Raw genomic sequence first — 19608 nt, 5'->3', positions numbered from 1 at the left:
CGACCTCTTTAACCAACCCTAACAAGACGTTGGACCGATCGCTTGACAGACCGATAGACGCAACCGGTGTGGAAGCAAATATGATACGCTTGTCCACCTTTTCGCAAAGGAGGTTGGCGCGACGTGACCGAACGAGACAAGGCTTTGACCGCACAAACACACCATCATCCCAAACACCGCAGACGGCGGACACCGAGGATAAGACGCATGCTGTCTCGACTCTTGTTGAGCATGCTGGTCGTGTGCACGATGTTCGGAGGCGCCAGTTTTGGGGCCTACGCTTACGCATCGTTGCGTGAATTACCCAAACTCACACCGGACGCGCTGTCGGCCGAAAACGTCGGGTCGATCGCGCTCGACAGGCACGGTCAACGCCTCGGCGAACTGACTCGTGGTGAAGAATGCGAACCCATTCACAGCCTCGGTGAAGTGTCTCCGGCGCTCATCCACGCCTTTGTGGCGGCAGAAGACCGCACATTTTTCAGCAATTCGGGAATTCGACCCGTATCGATGCTTCGAGCAGCCGTCGAAGATGTGTTGGATCAACGGATCGTCAGTGGGGCAAGTACCATCACGCAACAGACGGTCAAATTGGCGATGTTCCCGAAGCAGGAGAGGACGTTTAAGCGAAAATTTCAAGAAGCCTTGTTAGCAGTGGAGGCAAATCGTCTGTTGACCAAAGACGAAATTCTTGTGGACTACTTGAATCGCGTCTACTTCGGGCACATTCGCGGCATTCACGTGTACGGTGTTAAAACCGCGGCGCGACGATTGTTTGGACGTGACTTGAAAAACTTGACTCTAGCTCAGGCGGCACTCATTGCAGCCTTGCCGAACAACCCAGAACTGAACTCTCCCTATATGCGCCCTACGACCGCTCTCGAGCGCGCCCATTACATATTGCAAGAAATGGAGTCAGAAGGTTACGCCACTCAAGAAGACGTCCATCGGGCGCAGTCCGAGAACGTGCTCGGCGAACTGGTGCGGCAACCGATTCGCCCTTATGGAAAGCACCCATATCTCATGGCGGATGAAATACAGCCCCTCGTTGTCCGCTTGTTGACACAAAACGGAGTGTATCCAAACGAAGCAGAAGCCGCAAAAGCCATCCCGCGTGCTGGACTGACGGTCGAGACGACCATCGATGCAGACTGGCAGAATCATATGGAGCGCGTGTTGCAATCCCGGACGATTTTTGGAACCGCGAGTGCTCGACCTTTTGCTCAAGGCCACCACCGTGGAACCGACCTTTTAGAAGGCGGTGCCGCGCTCATAGACAACCACACCGGAGACGTTCTCGCTCTCGGCGGCGGACGCGATTACGAGGCTGACCAATATGACCATGCCGATCTCGCTCGTCAACCGGGATCAGCCATTAAACCTCTGTTGGACTACGGGCCCGCACTGGACCTCGGCGTTCTTACACCGGCCACCCTGCTGGACGATGCGCCGACCGTTTTCCCCGGCCAACCACCTTTCGCGCCGAAAAATGACGATGGTCGATTTCACGGCAGGGTCAGTGTCCGCCGTGCGTTGGTTCACTCACTCAACATCCCAGCCGTCAAGGTACTCAGCAATCTCGGCCCTGCGACGGGATTTCGCTACTTGGCTGCGCTCGGTATGGGTGTTGGGGCCAAAACGACTGTCGGTCAGACGACCGTGGTGGCTGACGACGTGACGTTGGCAAGCGCTATCGGCGGATTGACTCACGGCGTAACCGTCCTTCAAATGACGAGCGCTTATACGTGTTTGGGTAATGGCGGGGTCTGGCATCCAGCGCGGCTCATTACGCGTATCTCGGACCGGTACGGCCATGTGCTATACTCCGCCGTCCCGAAGGCGCACCGTGTGTTTCGCAGAGATACCGCCTTTCTGCTCACGAATATGTTGGAGGACGTGGTTCGCCACGGGACCGGGCGAATGGTTTCTAAAACATTCCCGAACATACCGATTGCTGGGAAGACAGGGACGACAGACCACGAGGAAAACGGTTGGTTTGTGGGCTACACTCCTGATTACAGCCTCGGCGTGTGGACTGGCTACAACCACAACCAGCCGATTCCACGCGCTTACTACAACGTGAAAATGAGATTTTGGGAGGCCTTGATGCGGCCCGTGCTAACAGCGAGCGCACCCGTCCGCGATTTCCAAGTGCCCGACAATGTGGTGCAACTGGACATTTGCGAACGTACGGGAGAACTGGCCACTGCCGCCTGCCGTCGCCTTGGCAACAGCCGCAAAGAGTGGTTCTGTGTCAACCACATTCCGACCACGTTTTGTAACGTGTGCAGCCATCCGTCCGCGGCAGACAATGGCGGCGATAGTTGGAACGCCTCCCCCGAGAGTGCGCCGAACAATGCTCCACCCGCAGAGTTCTGGCCGACCCTACCGCAATAGGCCGACGTCATGAGCGCACCTGTACCACCGTGACACCATCGCCGCCCTCGCCAAGTCCTCCGGGCTCCCGACTCTTCACCTGCGGGTGCCGAGCCAAGTGGTAGCGAATGCCGTCCCGTAGCGCGCCAGTGCCCTTTCCATGGATGATGACCAGGCGACTCAATCCGCTCAGAACGGCGTCATCCAAATATTTGTCAATCCGCTGCAACGCATCTTCCACGGTCTCGCCGCGCACGTCCAGTTCCATCCGGACGGTCTTGTCCAATCCGCTCCCACGGACACGACTGGTCGATGTCAATGGCTCTTTGTTACTCAGGACCTCCACGTCTGCTAAGTCCACTTTGGTGCGAAGGACCCCGAGTTGTACCATCACTTTATCCCCTGAAACTTCGAGTACCTCTCCCTTTTGTCCAAGAGAGTGCACCTTGACCTGACTGCCTACCTGAACGCGAAGCCCGCCTGAACTGCCTCCCTGCTTGCGGGTGGCGCTTTTCCCGAGGTCGGAACGCGGAACCGGCGCCAGCATCTTTTTCAACTCAACCAACTCGTGGTCTTTCAAACTCGACTGTTTTTCGCGCAACTCGGCGATGACGGTCTCCGCCGTCTCCCGGGCCTTGCGCAAAATTTCATCTGCTTGCCGGATGGATGCCTGCAAGCGTTCCTCGGCCTTCCGGTCAAAGGTCTCTTGTGCCTCTGACAGTTCTCGCTCCATCCGAGCTGCACTCGCGAGCGACAACTCAGCCGCCGTCAACGCCTTCTCTTGACGACGCCTAGCTTCTTCAATTTCGGCAATCATCGCTTCCAAACGACGGTCCTCGGTCGAAACATTCGCTTCGGCTCGCGCCAAAATGTCTTCAGGGAGTCCCAATCGACGCGCGATTGCAAACGCGTTGGAACGCCCTGGTACCCCAATCAACAATCGATAGGTCGGGCTCAGGCTCTGAATATCGAACTCCATACTCGCATTCATCGCCAGCGGTTCGCGAAACGCGTACGCCTTGAGTTCTGCATAGTGCGTGGTGGCCACAACATAAGCGCCAACTGCCGCCAATTTTTCGAGAATGGCGATGGCCAACGCAGCGCCTTCCCCTGGGTCCGTCCCGGCTCCCAATTCATCGAGTAAAACGAGGTGACCCCTGCGAACGTGTCGCAACATATCGACAATATTCCGAAGGTGCGACGAGAAGGTCGACAAGCTCTGCTCAATGCTCTGCTCATCCCCAATATCGGCGTGAATGTCTTCACACCAAGCCACAGACGAGCCCCGCTCGGCGGGAATAAAGCAACCTGACATAGCCATGACGGTCAACAGGCCGACCGTCTTCAACGTAACCGTCTTACCGCCGGTATTCGGTCCCGTAATCATCAGCATCCTGTAGTTTTCGCCCATTTCCACGTCAAGAGGAACTGCATTCTCTTTCGCCAAGAGCGGATGGCGCGCACGCCGCAACTGCCAGCCCGCGTCATCTCGAAGCACTGGCAATTCGCAACCCTCAGCCTTAGCATACGCCGCTTTAGCAAACCACAGGTCGAGCATCGAGACGGATTCGACATCGACTTCGAGCCACTCCGCGCAGGCACCGACTTGTTGGCTCAGCAATAAGAGCAATCGCTCGATTTCACGCTCTTCACGCAGGAGCAGCTCTCGCGCCATTTCTCCCTGTTCGACGACCGCTCGCGGTTCAATATACACGGTCGATCCACTGGCAGAATAGTCGCGAATAACGCCCGGAAAGGAGTTTTTATACTCGACTTTGACGGGCAAGCACAGCGCGTTTCCGCGCAGTGCGATGACTGGTTCCTGTAAGCGTTGAGACTCGGTTCGCAACATCTGTTCCAACAACTTTCGTGCTCGCGCCTCGACCGTGCGACGCTCTTGACGGAGCCGTTGCAACTCAGGACTCGCCCGGTCGAGGATGGTCCCATCTTCCGCGATGACCTCGCGAATCGCCCGTTCCAAATCCCTGCCGGGAAACAAACTTTCAACCACCGCTACGAGATGAGGGTAGAGCGACGAGTCGGGAAGCCGCGTCACATACTGGCGCAATGCCCGAATGCCAGCCAACCAAGCCGCAACGGCGCTCAATTGTTCAACACTCAACAGTCCGCCAATCCGCGCTCGCTGCACACTGCCACGGATGTCCGTAATACCGCCAAAAGGGGCTGTACCATAGCGCAACGTAGCAGTCAGTGCTTCGTCGACCGCGGACAGTTCTTCTCTTGCCTCGGCCAGAGACACGAATGGTGCAACCGACATCATGCGCTCTCGGCCCAAACTGCACGCAACATACCGCGCCATTCTCTCTCTGACTTTGTCAAACTCCAGTGTACCAAGCGCTCTCTCGTGCATGTTCTATCCCTTTCTCGGCCTTCAATCCGACCAAATCGTCTCGTCCCGACTGTAGCACAATCCTGCATCGAAAAGAAAAAATCGGCCGCTGTCCCCACAGTCCATGCAATATCCATCCCCAAGGAGTGAACCGGACACTCAGCGGGCAGACTACGTGCATACGAACAGTCCCTTTTTATTGAATGTCAGGAGGTGCTCGTCGTTTGCATTGGCTCGGTCTCATTGTGCGATTTATCGTGTCCGCTTTAGTGTTGATGTTTGTCGGTTATGTCGTGCCAGGATTTGCGGTTCTGTCATTCCAATGGGCTCTTTTTGCGGCAGTCGTCATTGCCGTCCTCGGCATGCTCATTGAGGCATTGTTCGGCAGACGAATATCCCCCTACGGGAGAGGCATTGTCGGTTTTATTTCTGGCGCGGTGGTCTTGTACGTGGCCCAATTGTTTGTACCTGGCATGCGCGTGACCATTCTTGGGGCGCTGCTGGCCTCACTCGTCATTGGTATCATTGATTTGTTCGTGCCGACCGAATTTCGCCGCTCGTCGCGAGACTGACAGGAACTCCTTGCAAAAGAAGTTGACAAAAAAATGCGGTCGACGACCAAGACATCCTAAAGTATCCTCAACGAGCGAGACAGACACTGTTCCTGTCTGTCTCGCTATCAAGACCTTCGAATGGTTGTAGGATGTTTCAGAAACGCCATGACATGCGTATCTAACCATGCCGTGACCACTGAATGACGCAATTGAAATTGTAAACCCGGATTGGAAATATAGTGCATAATTAGAGTGGCAATGTAGATGAACAATCCGGCTAACAGAAGTCCTGCAACGAGTCCTGCCAAACGATTGACGAACGACAGCACAGGTAGTGAAAACAGCGCATCTAACAGACCTGCCGCGTAGCGTAAAACGATAAATGCGACGAGAAATACGACAAGGAATGCAATCGCCCCAGAAAAATTACCAAACAGGTCACCCACCAAGCCTGTCGGTGGTTTTGACGCCCATTTAAAATGTTTCAGCAGCGGCGCTACATCCGGACCAAACCGATAGGCGATAACGTACGCAATTAATCCCCCGAAGAGTCGAGTGACCTCACGAATAAACCCTAAACGATATCCATTCAAAGCTCCGAGCAGGAGAATCAAAAGCAAAATAAAATCTAGTAAGTCCACAAGAAAACCACCTTTGTGAAGCTCTCGGCACACATCCTGTCGGACAGACTCGAGACGAACTCGCAGGCATCAGGTCGCGGAGCGACGCCCGCCTACACTCCTATCCACAATCCCTCACCAGACCATCCGCCGAACAGGACGTTTTCCTTCATCGAGCGTTGTCAGGAAGAAGATGGACCTTTTTTACCAGTCTGTTCTTCAATCAGTTCCAACAACTCCTGATACTCTCGTTGGAGTGCCTCATAACTTTGCTCTAGACGCAACAGTTCATCGGCCATATTGACAGCCGAGAGCACGGCGGCTCGACGCTCATCCAAGTGCGGTACCGCAGACGTGATGCCGGCCATCAAGTGGTCGACACGTTCTGCCACCGCACGAAGATGCTGGCTCGATGCATCCCCACGCAAGGTGTATTCTGCACCGTGAATTTGAACCTTGATTCGGTTCATATAGAAGCCCTCCAAACTTTTCTCGTCTGTCGAAGGACCATTCGATTACTCCATTCGCGACGCATGTCCGGAATCCTGCCCACGCAAGATTGCGCCATACTTTTCTGCAAGCGACTCGACCACGCCGTCGACTGACGCCTGAATTTCATCTTCGGTGAGCGTACGGTCTTCTGCGCTCAGTGTCAAGGCCATCGCAATGGACCGATGCCCTGCTGGAACCCCTTTGCCTGTGTAGACATCAAACACTTCGGCGCGAAGAGCGACTTCTCCTCTTCGTGCATGCACCGCGTCTTCTGCGGCCTTGAGCAACTCCTCGGCGGATATCTCTTCTGGCACGATGATGGCCACATCACGACGAGACTGCGGGTATTTGGGCAAAGGTGACACCAAGCGATGCTCTGGAAGATGTGCAGCCAGCTTATCTAAATCAAAGTGACCGTACAGTGCATGAGGCAGTCGCAAGGACCTCATCACCAATGGGTGCAGTTGTCCAAACGACCCAAGACAGACTCCCTTCGCCAAGACCTGTGCACTGCGACCAGGATGCAGCCACGATTCATCGGCAGGTCGAAATTGCAACTGGTCAAATCCAAGGCTCGTCAACCAAGACTCTACAACCCCTTTGGCATCGTAAAAATCATAGAGGCGCGGTCGTTCGGAAAAACTTTCAGGCGTACTGCCGAACCACAAACACCCGAGCATCCAAGGCTCTGACGGTCTCTGCAGCAACGGTAAAGAGTCCGCCAGATAGACATGAGCAATCTCAAAAATTTGCCCACCCGCTGCACCGTGACTTAGGTTATGAAGAGCGACTTCCGCCAAACTTGGCAGCAAATGCGTACGCAGGTGTGACCGTTCCTCGGACATCGGGCGCATCAGGGGAATCGGGTGCGCCAACGGAGAATGGTCAGGAAGTAACAGTGCATTCGCCGCGCCTTCTGACACGAACGCATACGTGAAGACTTCATTCATTCCTTGCCAAGCCAACGCGTGACGGGTCGCAGACCGCAGTCGATGGTCAAGATGAACCGCCTCTTTGGATATCCAGAGTTCCGGCAAGGTAGATGGGATCGAATCCAAACCGTGAATTCTACCAATTTCCTCCACTAAATCTTCTTGGATTTGCAAATCCATTCTCCGTGTAGGCACCATCACCGACCACTCGCCCGCCGTGTCGTGTCCGGTCAGCGTAAATCCTAGACGGTGGAAAATACTGCGCATTTCCGCAGGCTCGATATTCGCACCGAGCAAACGATTGCAGCGAGCTGGGGAAAAAGCGATGGACCTAGAAAGTGTGTTTCCATCCATCGCCCCCACCACGACTGGTCCTCCATCCCGCTCGGCGCCTGCCAGAGACACGAGCAAATCGGTCGCTCTCTGCAAGGCTGGTAAAATTGCGGCCATGTCGACGCCTCGCTCAAATCGTTGCTGCGCTTCAGAATGCAGCCCTAGGCGCTGCCCAGTTCGCCGCGTATTCCCTGCGTGAAACGCCGCTGATTCGAGCACAATTCGGCGCGTCGTACTGGTAATCTCGCTATTCTGTCCGCCCATCACTCCGGCTAGGCCGAGAGCCTTAGTGGGATCGGCGATGACCGTCATCGTTTCATCCAAAATGCGCGTCTGCCCATCCAGCGTGACCAAAACTTCTTCTGCCGCAGCGGATCGGACAATGATGGTCTCCTCTTCAATGCAATCGGCATCGAATGCATGCAGCGGTTGACCCCACTCCAGCATCACGTAGTTCGTCACATCGACAAGACAGTCGATGGGCCTGACTCCAGACGCCAAAAGTCGCATCTGCATCCAGAGTGGCGACTCGCTTTTGTGGGTCGCATCCATCACTTGCCCGGCATAGACGCTGCAAGCATCCGTCTCCAAATGAATTTTGAGCGGTCCCGCAGAAGACAACTCCGAGGTTTGCGACTTCGCCACTGCATCGAACTGGTTCTCACGGCCCAGCAGCGCCGCAACTTCATAAGCAAATCCGCGCAGAGAGAGACAATCGCTCCGATTAGGAGTCAAATCCACGTCGAGCACCACATCGTCCAAATCGAGCAATTCCACCACATTCCTGCCAATCGGCGCCGTTTGCGGGAGCAGGAACAGGCCGTTTGTTCGATGTGCAGGCAACCACCGCGTCTCCAAACCAAGTTCGCGTGCGGAACAGAGCATTCCCTCAGACGCCACGCCTCTCAACTTGGCCTTGCCAATCTGCACGTCTCCTGGCAAACGGCTACCCACCAAGGCAACGGGCACTTTCACTCCGGCCGCCACGTTTTCCGCCCCGCAGACAATTTGCAGGGCCTCTGCGCCACCCACGTCCACCGTGCACACGTTCAGTTTGTCAGCATTTGGGTGACGTTCGCAGGTCAGCACGTGACCGACCACCACCCCAGAGACACCATGATTGCGGGGTTCTACCGAATCGACCGCTAGTCCGGCGGCCGTCAAACGAGTCGCAAGTTCTTCTGGCGAAACTCCTGTCAAATCCACAAATTCACTCAACCACTTGTACGACAGTCGCACCGGTCCGTCCTCCTATTTCATCACGCTTGTCATGACAGCACACGTCTGAATTGAGTCAAGAAGCGTAGGTCATTCTGATACAATAAGCGAATGTCGGGAATGCCATATTTCAGCATGGCGACTCGCTCTGGGCCCATACCAAAGGCAAATCCGCTGAATCGCCGAGCGTCGTAGCCAGCCGCTTCGAGCACATGCGGATGCACCATGCCCGCACCGAGAATTTCAATCCAGCCTGTGTCTTTGCAGACGCGGCATCCGGTGCCCTGACACTGGATGCAGCGCACATCGACTTCGACACTGGGCTCGGTGAATGGAAAGAAGCTTGGTCGCAAGCGAATCGATTGCTGTTGCCCAAACAGAGCTTTTGCGAACGCCTCCAAGGTCCCTTTCAAGTCACTCATGCGAACTCCCTCACCGACCACAAGACCCTCTATCTGAGCAAAAGCGTGCGAATGCGTGGCATCGTCCTCATCTCGGCGGTAGACACGCCCTGGCACAATCACTTTCAGCGGTTGGTTCGGGCCAATTTGTTTCATCACCCGCACCTGCATCGGCGAAGTGTGAGTTCTGAGCAGCAACTCATCCGTCAAATAAAAGGTATCTTGCATATCTCGCGCTGGATGGTCTTTGGGGACGTTCAACATTTCGAAGTTATATTCGTCTGTCTCCACTTCCATCCCTTCGGCAATCGTGAAGCCTAGCGCCAAAAATACCGCCTCAATCTCCTCAATGGTCCGCGTGGTCGGATGAAGGGTCCCAACCCGACGCGCTCGGCCCGGCAGCGTCACATCCAGTGTCTCCGCCGCCAACTGATGTCGAATCGCCTGTGCGCGAACTTCTTCGAGTTGACCTTTGTAGCCGGATTCGAGAACTTCGCGCACTGCGTTCAACTGCTGACCGACCGCCCTGCGCTCTTCTGGGTCCATGCCACCCAATTGCCGGGACCATGCGGTCAGTTGGCTCTTTTTCCCGAAATACCGAACTCTCCATGCTTCCAGACTGGCTTCGTCGACACTCAGACGCAAAGACTCCAGAGCTTCCTCACGGAGTGCTTGCAACTCCTCATTCCACGCTTCTTGATGCATCCTCAACACCTCCGACAACCCTATCTTGACCATTCTCTGATACAGTCTGAAACGTGCCTCTGAAAGATTCGCCCCACTGCGACATTGGGTAAGGTCATTCCCTCAGCAGAACGCCACTCGTCGTCCCTCATGGCGTCCATATGGCGGATTTCTCTGTCCAGTCGAGGGCTTGCTCAATCGAGTTCAACAAAGTGATATGCCCCATCTTGCGATTTTGTTTTGCATCTGCTTTTCCATACAGATGTAGTTTCGCCCAAGTCGGTAACCGTTCCAACCAGTGGTCTAAGCGCTCAACATGTTGCCCTAAAAGATTAACCATAACGACCGGAGTCAACAACGTCGTATCACCGAGGGGCAATCCGAGAATAGCACGCAGATGCTGCTCAAACTGGGAGGTGACACTGGCTTCAATTGACCAATGTCCACTATTGTGCGGACGCGGCGCCAACTCATTGACCAAAACCTCTCCGTCTGCGGTGACAAACATTTCGACCGCCAAGGTTCCAACCATATTTAGGCCAAGGGCAATGTTTTCGGCAGCCGCCAATGCCTTTAGGGCCACTTCTGGAGGGATGCGAGCTGGCACGATGGATTGGTGCAAAATGCCATTGCGGTGTATGTTTTCAACAACGGGCAGAGACCGAATCTCTCCACGCGTACTGCGCGCGACTACAACCGAGATCTCACACACAAACGGAACTCGCCGTTCGACAATCAAAGGTTCTGGCTCCGAATCGGCCTTTGCAGCGAGTGATCCTAGATGGGCCAGCACATCCGCCCACATTGCCGAAACATCCGCCTCCGGAGTGATTCGCCACTGACCTTTGCCATCGTAGCCCCCCGTCGTCGTCTTCAAAAACGCGTCCCACTGAAACTTTTCGGCGGCGTCCACCAATTCTCGCTCCGAACGCACCGCACAAAATTCCGTTACGGCCGCACCCGTAGCTTGAATAGCACGCTTTTCACGCAGCCGATGCTGCGTGGTATGTAACAAGGCGCTCCCTTGCGGTACCACACTTTCTCTCTCCAAAACGGCCGCCACCGCCGCGTCCACATTTTCAAACTCATAGGTGATGACATCTGCCGCCTCCGCCAATTCTCGCGCGGCAGTCCGATTGTCATACGGAGCGATAATTTGGCGATCCGCTACCTGTGCAGCGGGGGCGTCTGCAACGGGATCGAGCACGACAAAGCGGTACCCTAACGCACGCCCTGCTAAAATGGTCATGCGTCCAAGCTGCCCTCCACCCAAGATGCCAATGGTGCTCCCTGGTAAGAAAACATGGGGTTCAGTTTGAAGTTGCTGCACCAGGCACACCACTCTCCAATACAGCGTCTCTCATTCGCAAAGAGCGCTCGGCGAGACGCTTCGCCAACGCTTCATCTTGAAGGGACAGTATCCGCGCTGCGAGCAGTGCAGCATTGACCGCGCCCGCTTTGCCGATGGCTGTCGTCGCAACGGGTACGCCCCCCGGCATTTGAACAATGCTCAGTAGCGAGTCCATCCCCTGCAGCGCCGACGAAAGAACAGGCACTCCGATGACTGGCAACTGCGTTTTAGCCGCTACCATGCCTGGCAGATGTGCCGCCCCGCCCGCCCCAGCGACAATAACCATCAATCCGCGCGACTTCGCGGTTTCTGCATAGGCAAACATCCAGTCCGGCGTGCGGTGCGCGGAGACAATTCGCGACTCATATTCAATTCCCAGTTCAGCGAGCACCTGACACGTATGCTCCATGGTCGGCCAGTCCGATTGACTTCCCATGATAACGCCAACTTGTACACCCATCTGCCACACTCGTCCTCTCCGACCAAAGTTCCCACGGCACTGCGGGTGGTTTCAGACCCGCCCTAACCCATCGCCGAGGGTTAACTCAGTCCTCAATTCCTCTCATGATACCAAATTAGCATCCAAATTCGCTTCCCTGCAGAAAGACTTTTCGGGGAGTGGACACGCTCTTTACAACAAAAAAGCCACTTTCGCAAGAAAAGTGGCCAAACGGAACAATTTTGACTCTCTTCCCAAGCTTTTGCCCTTCACCGTCACGGGACAGAAATGGGTTCGCCTGGGCGGGGATGCAGGACATAGACATTGCCAGACGCCAAAGATTCCATCGTAACGTCAAAGTTGAAGCCGCTGTGAATAGCAATGTACCAGCCACCGTCCGGAATGTACGGCACGTGTCGAAGAACCGTGACCGAACGCGCCTCCCCCTGGGAATTCGCGTCAAGTGTCTGCAGAGGATACAGGACAGGGCCGCGCGACGCCTTGCTAAAATTGTGCAAATGGACCAAATACCGCTGCATCGGACGCAAACCCGCAGCGACAACCAATACCGTCAAATTTTGGGTCGCTTCGTCCCAGACCAACTCTGCCGTACCATGCATGTGGTGACCTCGCTCCGGATCTATCCTCGCAACGGCATACAAAATAGGTCGATGGACCGCATCTTCCACAGAGGACTTCGTCGGCAGGGCACTCGTCGTTGCCGTCGATGCGTACGCAGCCCAACCACTCTCCACAAGCCAACTTGACGTCGCGACAGTACAGCATCCTAGGGCCACCAAGATCCGTTTCAGCATAGTCTCACCTCATGAGACTATGCTTCCCGCATCTGCCGCTGGTATGCCCTCGTTCGTGTCGTAACAGTCCACTGAGACCTTGTTGACCGACCGAATTTTCATGGTGCGACTTGATTCAGACTCCATTGACCTAGGGAGCGCTCTTCTCAAATAGACAAAATATTGGCCAAGTCGTAGACGGACATGTCCGGCTTTCGCTCTGCAGCAAAGACTGTTTCAAAAGGAACGGCACACAGTTCTCCATTCTGGGTCCCGGCCATCTTGCCCGACTCGCCTTGCCGACACAATTCCACTGCGTGGGCGCCCAGCCGACTTGCCAAGACGCGGTCCCGAGCAGTCGGCGCTCCACCTCGCTGAACGTGCCCGAGCACGGTGACACGCACATCCAATCCCGTGTGCTCCCGAACGTACTTGCCAACTTCCACACCGCTCCCGGCGCCTTCCGCAATGACGATGATGGAGTGCTTTTTGCCGCGCATGATGCCTCGCTCGAGCCGAACGAGAACATCTTTCAAATCATAAGGAACCTCCGGTAACAGCACCGACTCTGCACCGCCCGCCAAGCCCGCTTGCAATGCAATATGTCCCGCTGACCGTCCCATCACTTCGATGACATATGTGCGCTCATGAGACGTGGCCGTGTCTCGGATTTTATCGATGGACTCGATGGCCGTCTGCACAGCTGTGTCAAATCCGACCGTCACATCGCAGCAGGCAATGTCGTTGTCAATGGTGCTCGGTACTCCAATCGTCTTGATTCCCAGCCGATGCAAAGCCAGCGCTCCATGAAAAGAACCGTCTCCACCGAAGACAATCAAGGCATCAATACCAGCGTCCTGGAGATTTTTATAGCCACGAAGCTGTCCATCTTCTGTCATGAATTCCGGACAGCGTGCTGTGTACAGACATGTTCCGCCACGCTGAACAATGTCACCAACAGACTCCAACTGCATCGAAATGAAATCTCCCTGCAGCAGACCTGCATAGCCATGGCGGATGCCAATGACTTCAATGCCATGATAAATGCCCGTTCTTACGACCGCGCGAATCCCCGGATTCATTCCAGGGGCATCTCCACCACTCGTCAAAACCGCTATTTTTTTCAAGAAGTCCACCTCTTAAGGGACAACACAAGTCCCATGATGACAAATTACGTCCCGCCAACGGTAAGACACCGTGCAGACTCTATAGCACCATTTTAGCTTAGGACGATCCGCCACGTCAAAGAGAGCCAGGCAGCTCATCCACGGTTTAGTTACCGACCGTACCGTGGGACGGAAGCGATGTGTTGATTGGCTAAAAGACGAAGAAGAGCAACGCCTGCCCAAGTGAACATGCGTTGCTCCACGCCGCTTGAGGATTCTTCAAGAAACCTCGCTACTCATGGTTTACTCGTTCGACTGCAACAGCTGAGTGAGCGCCGCAATGGCTGCATCTTCATCTGAGCCTTCGGCACGCAAAGAAACTTCTTCCCCTTTGGCAAAAGCCATTGACATGACTCCAAGAATGCTTTTCGCATCCACGAACTGTCCCGTCTTGCCGACTTTCACATCACTACTGAAGGAGGAAGCAGTCTTTACAAAATTTGCTGCTGACCGAGCTGACAATCCTTGAACCAATTGAATTTGTACTTGCGTTTCGCGCACGTCGTGTCCTCCTTCAGCATGGGCTCAACCAAAAGCAGGTGCCCTTAAACTTCACTGGAGGCTAAAGCTCGCTCGCTTTGTTGAAATGCGACCGTCTCCTCCGTGTCCTTGTGGAATAGGTGAATCTTGTTTAAATCCAGGGTCAATTTGACTGCTGAACCAGGACGGTACTGGAACCGCGAATTGACGCGAGCAATCATCGACTGATTGCCAGCCATCACATGCAAGTATACCTCGGAACCCATGTGCTCCGTCACTTCGACCGACGCATCTAGAACGGCTTCCGGATACGTGGACAGCATGACTTCTTCGTTGTGCACATCTTCTGGTCTCACTCCGAGCACCATTTCCTTGCCAATTGCGCCTTCGCTCTTCAAGGTTGGGTATCTTCCTTCTGGCAACGCAACAGACAAACCGTTCGCCCGGAAATATACGCGACCGCCTTCTTCCACCACTTGCCCGTGCAAAAAGTTCATGGCCGGGGACCCAATAAATCCAGCCACAAACATATTCGCCGGCCGACTATACACTACCTGCGGAGTATCACACTGCTGGACAATTCCGTCTTTCATGACGACAATTCGGTCGCCCATGGTCATCGCTTCCGTCTGGTCGTGCGTCACATAGATCATCGTCGTTTGTATGCGCTGGTGCAACTTCCGAATCTCAGCGCGCATCTGGACGCGCAATTTTGCATCCAAGTTGGACAGAGGTTCGTCCATCAAGAACACCTGCGGTTCCCGGACAATCGCACGTCCTAGGGCAACACGCTGCCTTTGGCCACCGGACAGCGCCTTTGGCTTGCGTTCCAACAAATGCTCAATATCCAGAATCTTAGCAGCATCGCGCACACGCTTGTCAATCTCCGACTTCGAAAATTTGCGCAACTTTAATCCGAAGGCCATATTTTGATACACCGACATATGCGGATAAAGTGCATAATTTTGAAACACCATGGCAATATCGCGGTCTTTCGGAGCCACGTCATTGACACGCCGATCTCCAATCAAAAGATCTCCCGCAGTGATGTCTTCAAGCCCGGCAATCATTCGCAAAGTGGTCGTCTTGCCACATCCAGACGGACCCACAAATACGACAAACTCCTTATCTTCAATATCCAAATTAAAATCCTTCACGACAATGGTATCGGCCGTATACTTTTTATAAATATGCTCCAGTTTGACTCTCGCCACGTAAAAAAACCTCCTTCATCCTCTCGCTTGTTGTCAGCATACCGAACGCTGAAGACTTTGCCGAGAGGCAACTTGCTTCATCTTGACCTAGAGAAGAGTGCAAATTGCCCAACCCTCCTGCGTGCATGCACTGTCCGCTACACTCGGTGTTGACTCGAATTTGGAACCTCTTCTCGAATCGATAATTGGTGGGCGACGAACAGCGCCATGGCGTCGTCGAAACGCCGAATATCAAAGCCAGTATCCGCGTATAAGCGGTCCATTCGATGAAGTAGCGTATTGCGGTGCATATACAATTTACGAGCAGCTTCGCTAATGTTCAAGTTGGCAGCAATCATGCCTTCAAGCGTCCTCGCCATGTCCTCACTTAAGGGAAAAGCGGCATCAGGAAGACGACTGGTCGCGGCCGCCAAGCAAGCCTGTTTGGCAGCTTGGGGCAGCGCGGCAACCGTAAACTCCGCGATGAAATCGGAAAACGGCGCAATGCCAGTGGTGGTGAGCACCGCTCGGCGCCGCTCCGCCATGCGTCGCACCAACGTCAAACTCGTTATCGCGCGCCGCCGCCAAGCAGGATGTCGGACCAACTCCGAGACGATCACGTTGGCCAAAACGGATCCATCCGACTCCAGTGCCGCGACCAGTGCCTGCAACAAGACCCGAAAGCTCATCGTCTCCTCTTCGGTAGCGTCCGCCTCCCCGCCAGTCGGCGACCCGAACGTTTCATCGTACATATCGAGACTATGCAGACTTTGGTACAAGAGAATCGATGGCGTTTCGCCAGAAATCCATTCAAGCTGCTCTGGTCTGAGAAACTCCCGGATAATCTCTTCGACGGTTTCGCTCACATCCGAGGCCCGCAAAGACGCCGCAAAGCGAATCCACACAAAATAACCAGGAACTTGGCCCTGCCAATCGCCGCCACCCGACAACTCAATGGTTTGCGGTTGGCTGAAAGTCGCTTCTGTCTGCGGTAACTCCCATTCCCGAAGAAGTTCGACGGTCGGTCGGTACGCGTCTTCTCGCAACCAGGCCTCGACTGTCTCGGACGGTTGCTGCGAGTGGTCATGACGAATTACTGCGTGAATCGTCCGTTCAACGGCACGGCGCACCGAGCTGTCCAGCGAATCGACGTGAATTTCCACATAGTCGGAAGGTCCCCACTGATAGGCCCAGCCGGAGTTTGCAAGTTGCACCCATGTGTCTATTGGACCGACGGATCCTACCCCAAAGTGGAAAGAATAGCCAAACGCGAGCAGCCACTCTCGCATCACTTGCTCTACCCATTGCTGCATGCCTGCTTCCCCTCTTCTTCCGTTGACCCGTCTTCCGTGCATGTTTATTGTCACATACAAGCCGTATCACGCCAAATATCTCCTTCTGAAAATTGCCGACAGAACGGTGCACGCGTGGTACAATAGCGGGAGTCAATGCAAGCAGAGGGAGGACTTAAGAGCAAATGGAAATACATAATGGAGCTGCCATTTCACTCATTTTCCGCTTAGAACTTGAGAACGCCGTCACAACGTTTGCGAAAGTCGCGAGTTTGGTCGGAGAAAACGACGGAGACATTATCGCAGTGGACGTCATCCGCGTCAGCAAGGAAACCATGGTGCGAGACGTGACCATCAACGTTCAAAATCGAGATCATGGCAAAAAAATTGCCGACGTTCTATCGAACGAACCGGGGATTTCTGTAGTGGCGGTGTCAGACCGGACCTTTCTTGTCCATCTCGGCGGAAAAATCGAGGTTCATCCGAAGTTGCAGGTGAAGAACCGAGACGACCTCTCCCGCGTATACACGCCGCACGTGGCAAAAGTCTGCGAGGCTATTCACGACGACCCTTCGAAGGCATTCCAATTGACTATTAAGCGCAATACGGTGGCCGTCGTTTCGGACGGCACCGCCGTTCTCGGACTCGGTGATATCGGCCCGCGCGCCGCGATGCCCGTCATGGAAGGCAAGGCCATGCTGTTCAAACAGTTTGCGGATGTCGACGCTTTTCCAATTTGTTTAGATACCAAAGACCCAGACGAGATTGTTCAGATTGTCAAAGCCATCGCGCCTGGATTTGGTGGCATCAACTTAGAGGACATCTCTTCTCCGCGCTGTTTCTACATCGAAGAAAAGCTGAAAGCCGAGTTAGACATCCCCGTCTTTCATGACGACCAACACGGGACGGCGGTCGTTTTGCTAGCGGGACTTCTCAACGCCACAAAAATCGTTCAAAAGAACATGGCCGACTTGAAAGTGGTGGTCGTTGGCATTGGCGCGGCAGGTGTCGCCTGCACAAAAATGTTGTTAGCGGCAGGAGTCCGCAATATCCTGGGAGTCACGCTCGATGGCGTCATCCACCGCGGGCCGACCTACGACAATGACATGTGGAACTGGTATGCAGAAAACACCAATCCAGACAACGTAACGGGAACGCTCGCCGAAGCTATCAAAGATGCCGACGTGTTTGTCGGTGTGTCTGGTCCGGGAGTGTTGAAGGTGGAGCATCTTAAGTCCATGGCAAAAGACCCCATCGTTTTTGCCATGGCCAATCCTGAGCCAGAAATTCAACCGGATGTTGCAGCTCCATATGTCCGCGTCATCGCGACTGGTCGGTCCGACTACCCCAATCAAATCAACAACGTCCTCTGTTTCCCGGGCATTTTTAAAGGAGCATTAAAAGCTCGGGCTAGCACCATCAATGAAGACATGAAATTGGCAGCCGCCAAAGCCATCGCTGCCACGGTCAAACCACAGGAACTGACAGAAGACTACATCATCCCGTCTGTCTTCAACGTACAGGTGGTCAAAGCAGTCTCTGAAGCAGTCGCCAAAGCAGCGGCGGAAAGTGGTGTCGCTCGCCGCGAATCATTCAACAGTACCAACAACTTTTAAGGTCACGTGGCAACTTTGCCCCAAGGCCGTGAGAATGAGGGATTCTTCACGTCATGATCCGCCAAGTAGCTTTTTTTGCGTCGCTGTTCAGCATGTTCGTCTTTGGCGCGATTGACATGACGCGCGGTGTTTCTGGTCCCTTGATGCAGCAAGGATGGCATTTGTCCTATCTACAACTCGGATACCTATTCACCGCCAACTCCACCGGATATCTGTTTGGTTCGTTTGTGGCGGGTACAGTGATGGCACGCCTCGGGATGGCGTCCATCCTGCGCCTGGGCGCGTTCCTGTCGGGAATTGGTTTAACTGGCGTGCTTCTCTCCCCCGGCTATGCCGTCGCATTGGCGTGTTTTTTGCTGTCCGGGTTTGGCAACGGCTGGCTAGAAATTGGCGTCAACGCCGTCGTTCCCGCCATCTCCAGTGGGCCAGCCGACAGTTCGCGCAAATTCAATACGCTTCACGGTTTCTATGGAGTAGGGTGTGTGGTATTTCCGACCGTGGCTGCCGTATTGGCGAATCGAACGGGGACCTGGCACACCGGATTTGCCGTGACAGCCGGTTTCATGTTCACGTTACTGGTCATCGTCCTGTTGATCCGCTATCGACGACTAACCCCATCGGCAGATGCGCACCCGGCGGTAGTCGAATCGGCCCACAACTCAACCAAAGCCAAGCGCAGCCTCTGGACCAATCCACTGTTTTATGGATTCGCCGTTGCTTTGATGATGTACGTGATGATTGAAAGCGGCATCGCCTCCTGGCTCCCGACGTTCATGGTGCACGTACACGGCATGTCGGTCCGAAATGGCTCTCTGTATTTGACAGGGTTCTACTTTCTCTTCACGTTAGGCCGACTGAGCGGTAGATTGTGGGTGCCACGTGTAGGAGAATACAGAGCCATTTTTATCTCCGGTCTGGTCTTGTTCATGGTGCTCGCAGTCGCCGTGGTCGACCCCTCCCTATACGTGCTCTTCATCGTGGCCGGCGTTGGCTGCGCGGTCATCTTCCCTACGGTCGTCTCCATCGCAAGCCACGCATTCCCGAAAAATGTCGGGGCCGTGCTCGGGGTGCTATTTACGGGGGCGGGTATTGGCAGCATGCTCGTCAACAGTTTGATTGGCGTTCTCGCCACGCATTACGGATTGGCCAAAGCTTTTTGGATTTTCCCCGTTTTGGTGCTCGTTGTGCTGGCCTCTCTTGTAGTCACTCAAATTTTGCTACAGCGACAACACAGTGCTACCCGGGCCGATCTCGGTTTAGAAATTCCCTCTTGACCTAGCACAGAGTGCGAGGATGGGTGCCGTCAAAGCGCTCATC

At 54.6% G+C, this 19608-nt stretch carries 16 protein-coding genes; 4 read left to right on the top strand and 12 right to left on the bottom strand.

Annotation, left to right across the window (positions count from 1 at the left end; genetic code table 11):
- Positions 1–123: 123 nt before the first annotated feature.
- Positions 124–2397 carry a transglycosylase domain-containing protein gene (locus M4I36_RS12115; protein ID WP_258112009.1) on the top strand — a complete coding sequence of 758 codons (2274 nt, stop codon included), beginning with the start codon at positions 124–126 and terminating at the stop codon, positions 2395–2397.
- 7 nt (positions 2398–2404) lie between these two features.
- On the opposite strand, the gene M4I36_RS12110 is transcribed toward M4I36_RS12115, so the two are convergent.
- Positions 2405–4747: an endonuclease MutS2 gene (locus M4I36_RS12110; RefSeq protein WP_258112008.1), complete on the bottom strand. Its 2343-nt coding sequence runs from the start codon at positions 4745–4747 to the stop codon at positions 2405–2407.
- Positions 4748–4929: 182 nt separating this feature from the next.
- Between M4I36_RS12110 and M4I36_RS12105 the strand changes: the two genes are divergently transcribed.
- Positions 4930–5298: a phage holin family protein gene (locus M4I36_RS12105; protein WP_374986162.1), complete on the top strand. Its 369-nt coding sequence runs from the start codon at positions 4930–4932 to the stop codon at positions 5296–5298.
- A gap of 107 nt (positions 5299–5405) precedes the next feature.
- On the opposite strand, the gene M4I36_RS12100 is transcribed toward M4I36_RS12105, so the two are convergent.
- The 11 genes from M4I36_RS12100 to M4I36_RS12050 all read right to left on the bottom strand — a co-directional run bounded on the left by M4I36_RS12100 (position 5406) and on the right by M4I36_RS12050 (position 16696).
- Positions 5406–5921 carry a CvpA family protein gene (locus M4I36_RS12100; RefSeq protein ID WP_258112006.1) on the bottom strand — a complete coding sequence of 172 codons (516 nt, stop codon included), beginning with the start codon at positions 5919–5921 and terminating at the stop codon, positions 5406–5408.
- A gap of 161 nt (positions 5922–6082) precedes the next feature.
- Positions 6083–6370, bottom strand: a complete 288-nt coding sequence (locus tag M4I36_RS12095) for a cell division protein ZapA (protein WP_258112005.1) — start codon at positions 6368–6370, stop codon at positions 6083–6085.
- A gap of 45 nt (positions 6371–6415) precedes the next feature.
- Positions 6416–8896 carry a phenylalanine--tRNA ligase subunit beta gene (pheT, locus tag M4I36_RS12090; RefSeq protein ID WP_258112004.1) on the bottom strand — a complete coding sequence of 827 codons (2481 nt, stop codon included), beginning with the start codon at positions 8894–8896 and terminating at the stop codon, positions 6416–6418.
- Positions 8897–8925: 29 nt separating this feature from the next.
- Complete coding sequence (gene pheS / locus M4I36_RS12085) at positions 8926–9981, bottom strand: phenylalanine--tRNA ligase subunit alpha (RefSeq protein ID WP_258112003.1); 1056 nt, start codon at positions 9979–9981, stop codon at positions 8926–8928.
- Positions 9982–10108: 127 nt separating this feature from the next.
- Positions 10109–11290, bottom strand: coding sequence for a 5-(carboxyamino)imidazole ribonucleotide synthase (gene purK, locus M4I36_RS12080; protein ID WP_258112002.1), 1182 nt, complete (start codon positions 11288–11290; stop codon positions 10109–10111).
- Positions 11271–11771, bottom strand: a complete 501-nt coding sequence (purE, locus tag M4I36_RS12075) for a 5-(carboxyamino)imidazole ribonucleotide mutase (RefSeq protein ID WP_258112001.1) — start codon at positions 11769–11771, stop codon at positions 11271–11273. Before purE ends, purK begins: the two co-directional genes overlap by 20 nt.
- A gap of 254 nt (positions 11772–12025) precedes the next feature.
- The gene (locus tag M4I36_RS12070; protein ID WP_258112000.1) at positions 12026–12565 is read right to left on the bottom strand and encodes a CHRD domain-containing protein; all 540 of its coding nucleotides are present in this window, start codon (positions 12563–12565) and stop codon (positions 12026–12028) included.
- A gap of 146 nt (positions 12566–12711) precedes the next feature.
- Positions 12712–13671 (bottom strand): 6-phosphofructokinase, encoded by a 960-nt coding sequence (gene pfkA, locus M4I36_RS12065; RefSeq protein ID WP_258111999.1) that lies wholly within the window; start codon positions 13669–13671, stop codon positions 12712–12714.
- 282 nt (positions 13672–13953) lie between these two features.
- Positions 13954–14211 (bottom strand): HPr family phosphocarrier protein, encoded by a 258-nt coding sequence (locus tag M4I36_RS12060; protein ID WP_258111998.1) that lies wholly within the window; start codon positions 14209–14211, stop codon positions 13954–13956.
- A gap of 44 nt (positions 14212–14255) precedes the next feature.
- Positions 14256–15404, bottom strand: coding sequence for an ABC transporter ATP-binding protein (locus M4I36_RS12055; protein ID WP_258111997.1), 1149 nt, complete (start codon positions 15402–15404; stop codon positions 14256–14258).
- A 137-nt stretch (positions 15405–15541) separates the two neighbouring features.
- The gene (locus M4I36_RS12050; RefSeq protein WP_258111996.1) at positions 15542–16696 is read right to left on the bottom strand and encodes a PucR family transcriptional regulator; all 1155 of its coding nucleotides are present in this window, start codon (positions 16694–16696) and stop codon (positions 15542–15544) included.
- 164 nt (positions 16697–16860) lie between these two features.
- Here M4I36_RS12050 and M4I36_RS12045 point away from each other — a divergent pair, with 164 nt between their 5' ends.
- Positions 16861–18291 carry an NAD-dependent malic enzyme gene (locus M4I36_RS12045; RefSeq protein WP_258111995.1) on the top strand — a complete coding sequence of 477 codons (1431 nt, stop codon included), beginning with the start codon at positions 16861–16863 and terminating at the stop codon, positions 18289–18291.
- A 53-nt stretch (positions 18292–18344) separates the two neighbouring features.
- Positions 18345–19565, top strand: a complete 1221-nt coding sequence (locus M4I36_RS12040) for an MFS transporter (protein WP_258111993.1) — start codon at positions 18345–18347, stop codon at positions 19563–19565.
- Positions 19566–19608: the final 43 nt, after the last annotated feature.

This window comes from Alicyclobacillus sp. SP_1, from assembly GCF_024706985.1.
Classification (GTDB): Bacteria; Bacillota; Bacilli; order Alicyclobacillales; family Alicyclobacillaceae; genus Alicyclobacillus_I.
The sequence above is the reverse complement of the archived record's forward strand: the minus strand, read 5'-3'. Positions and strand labels throughout refer to the sequence as shown.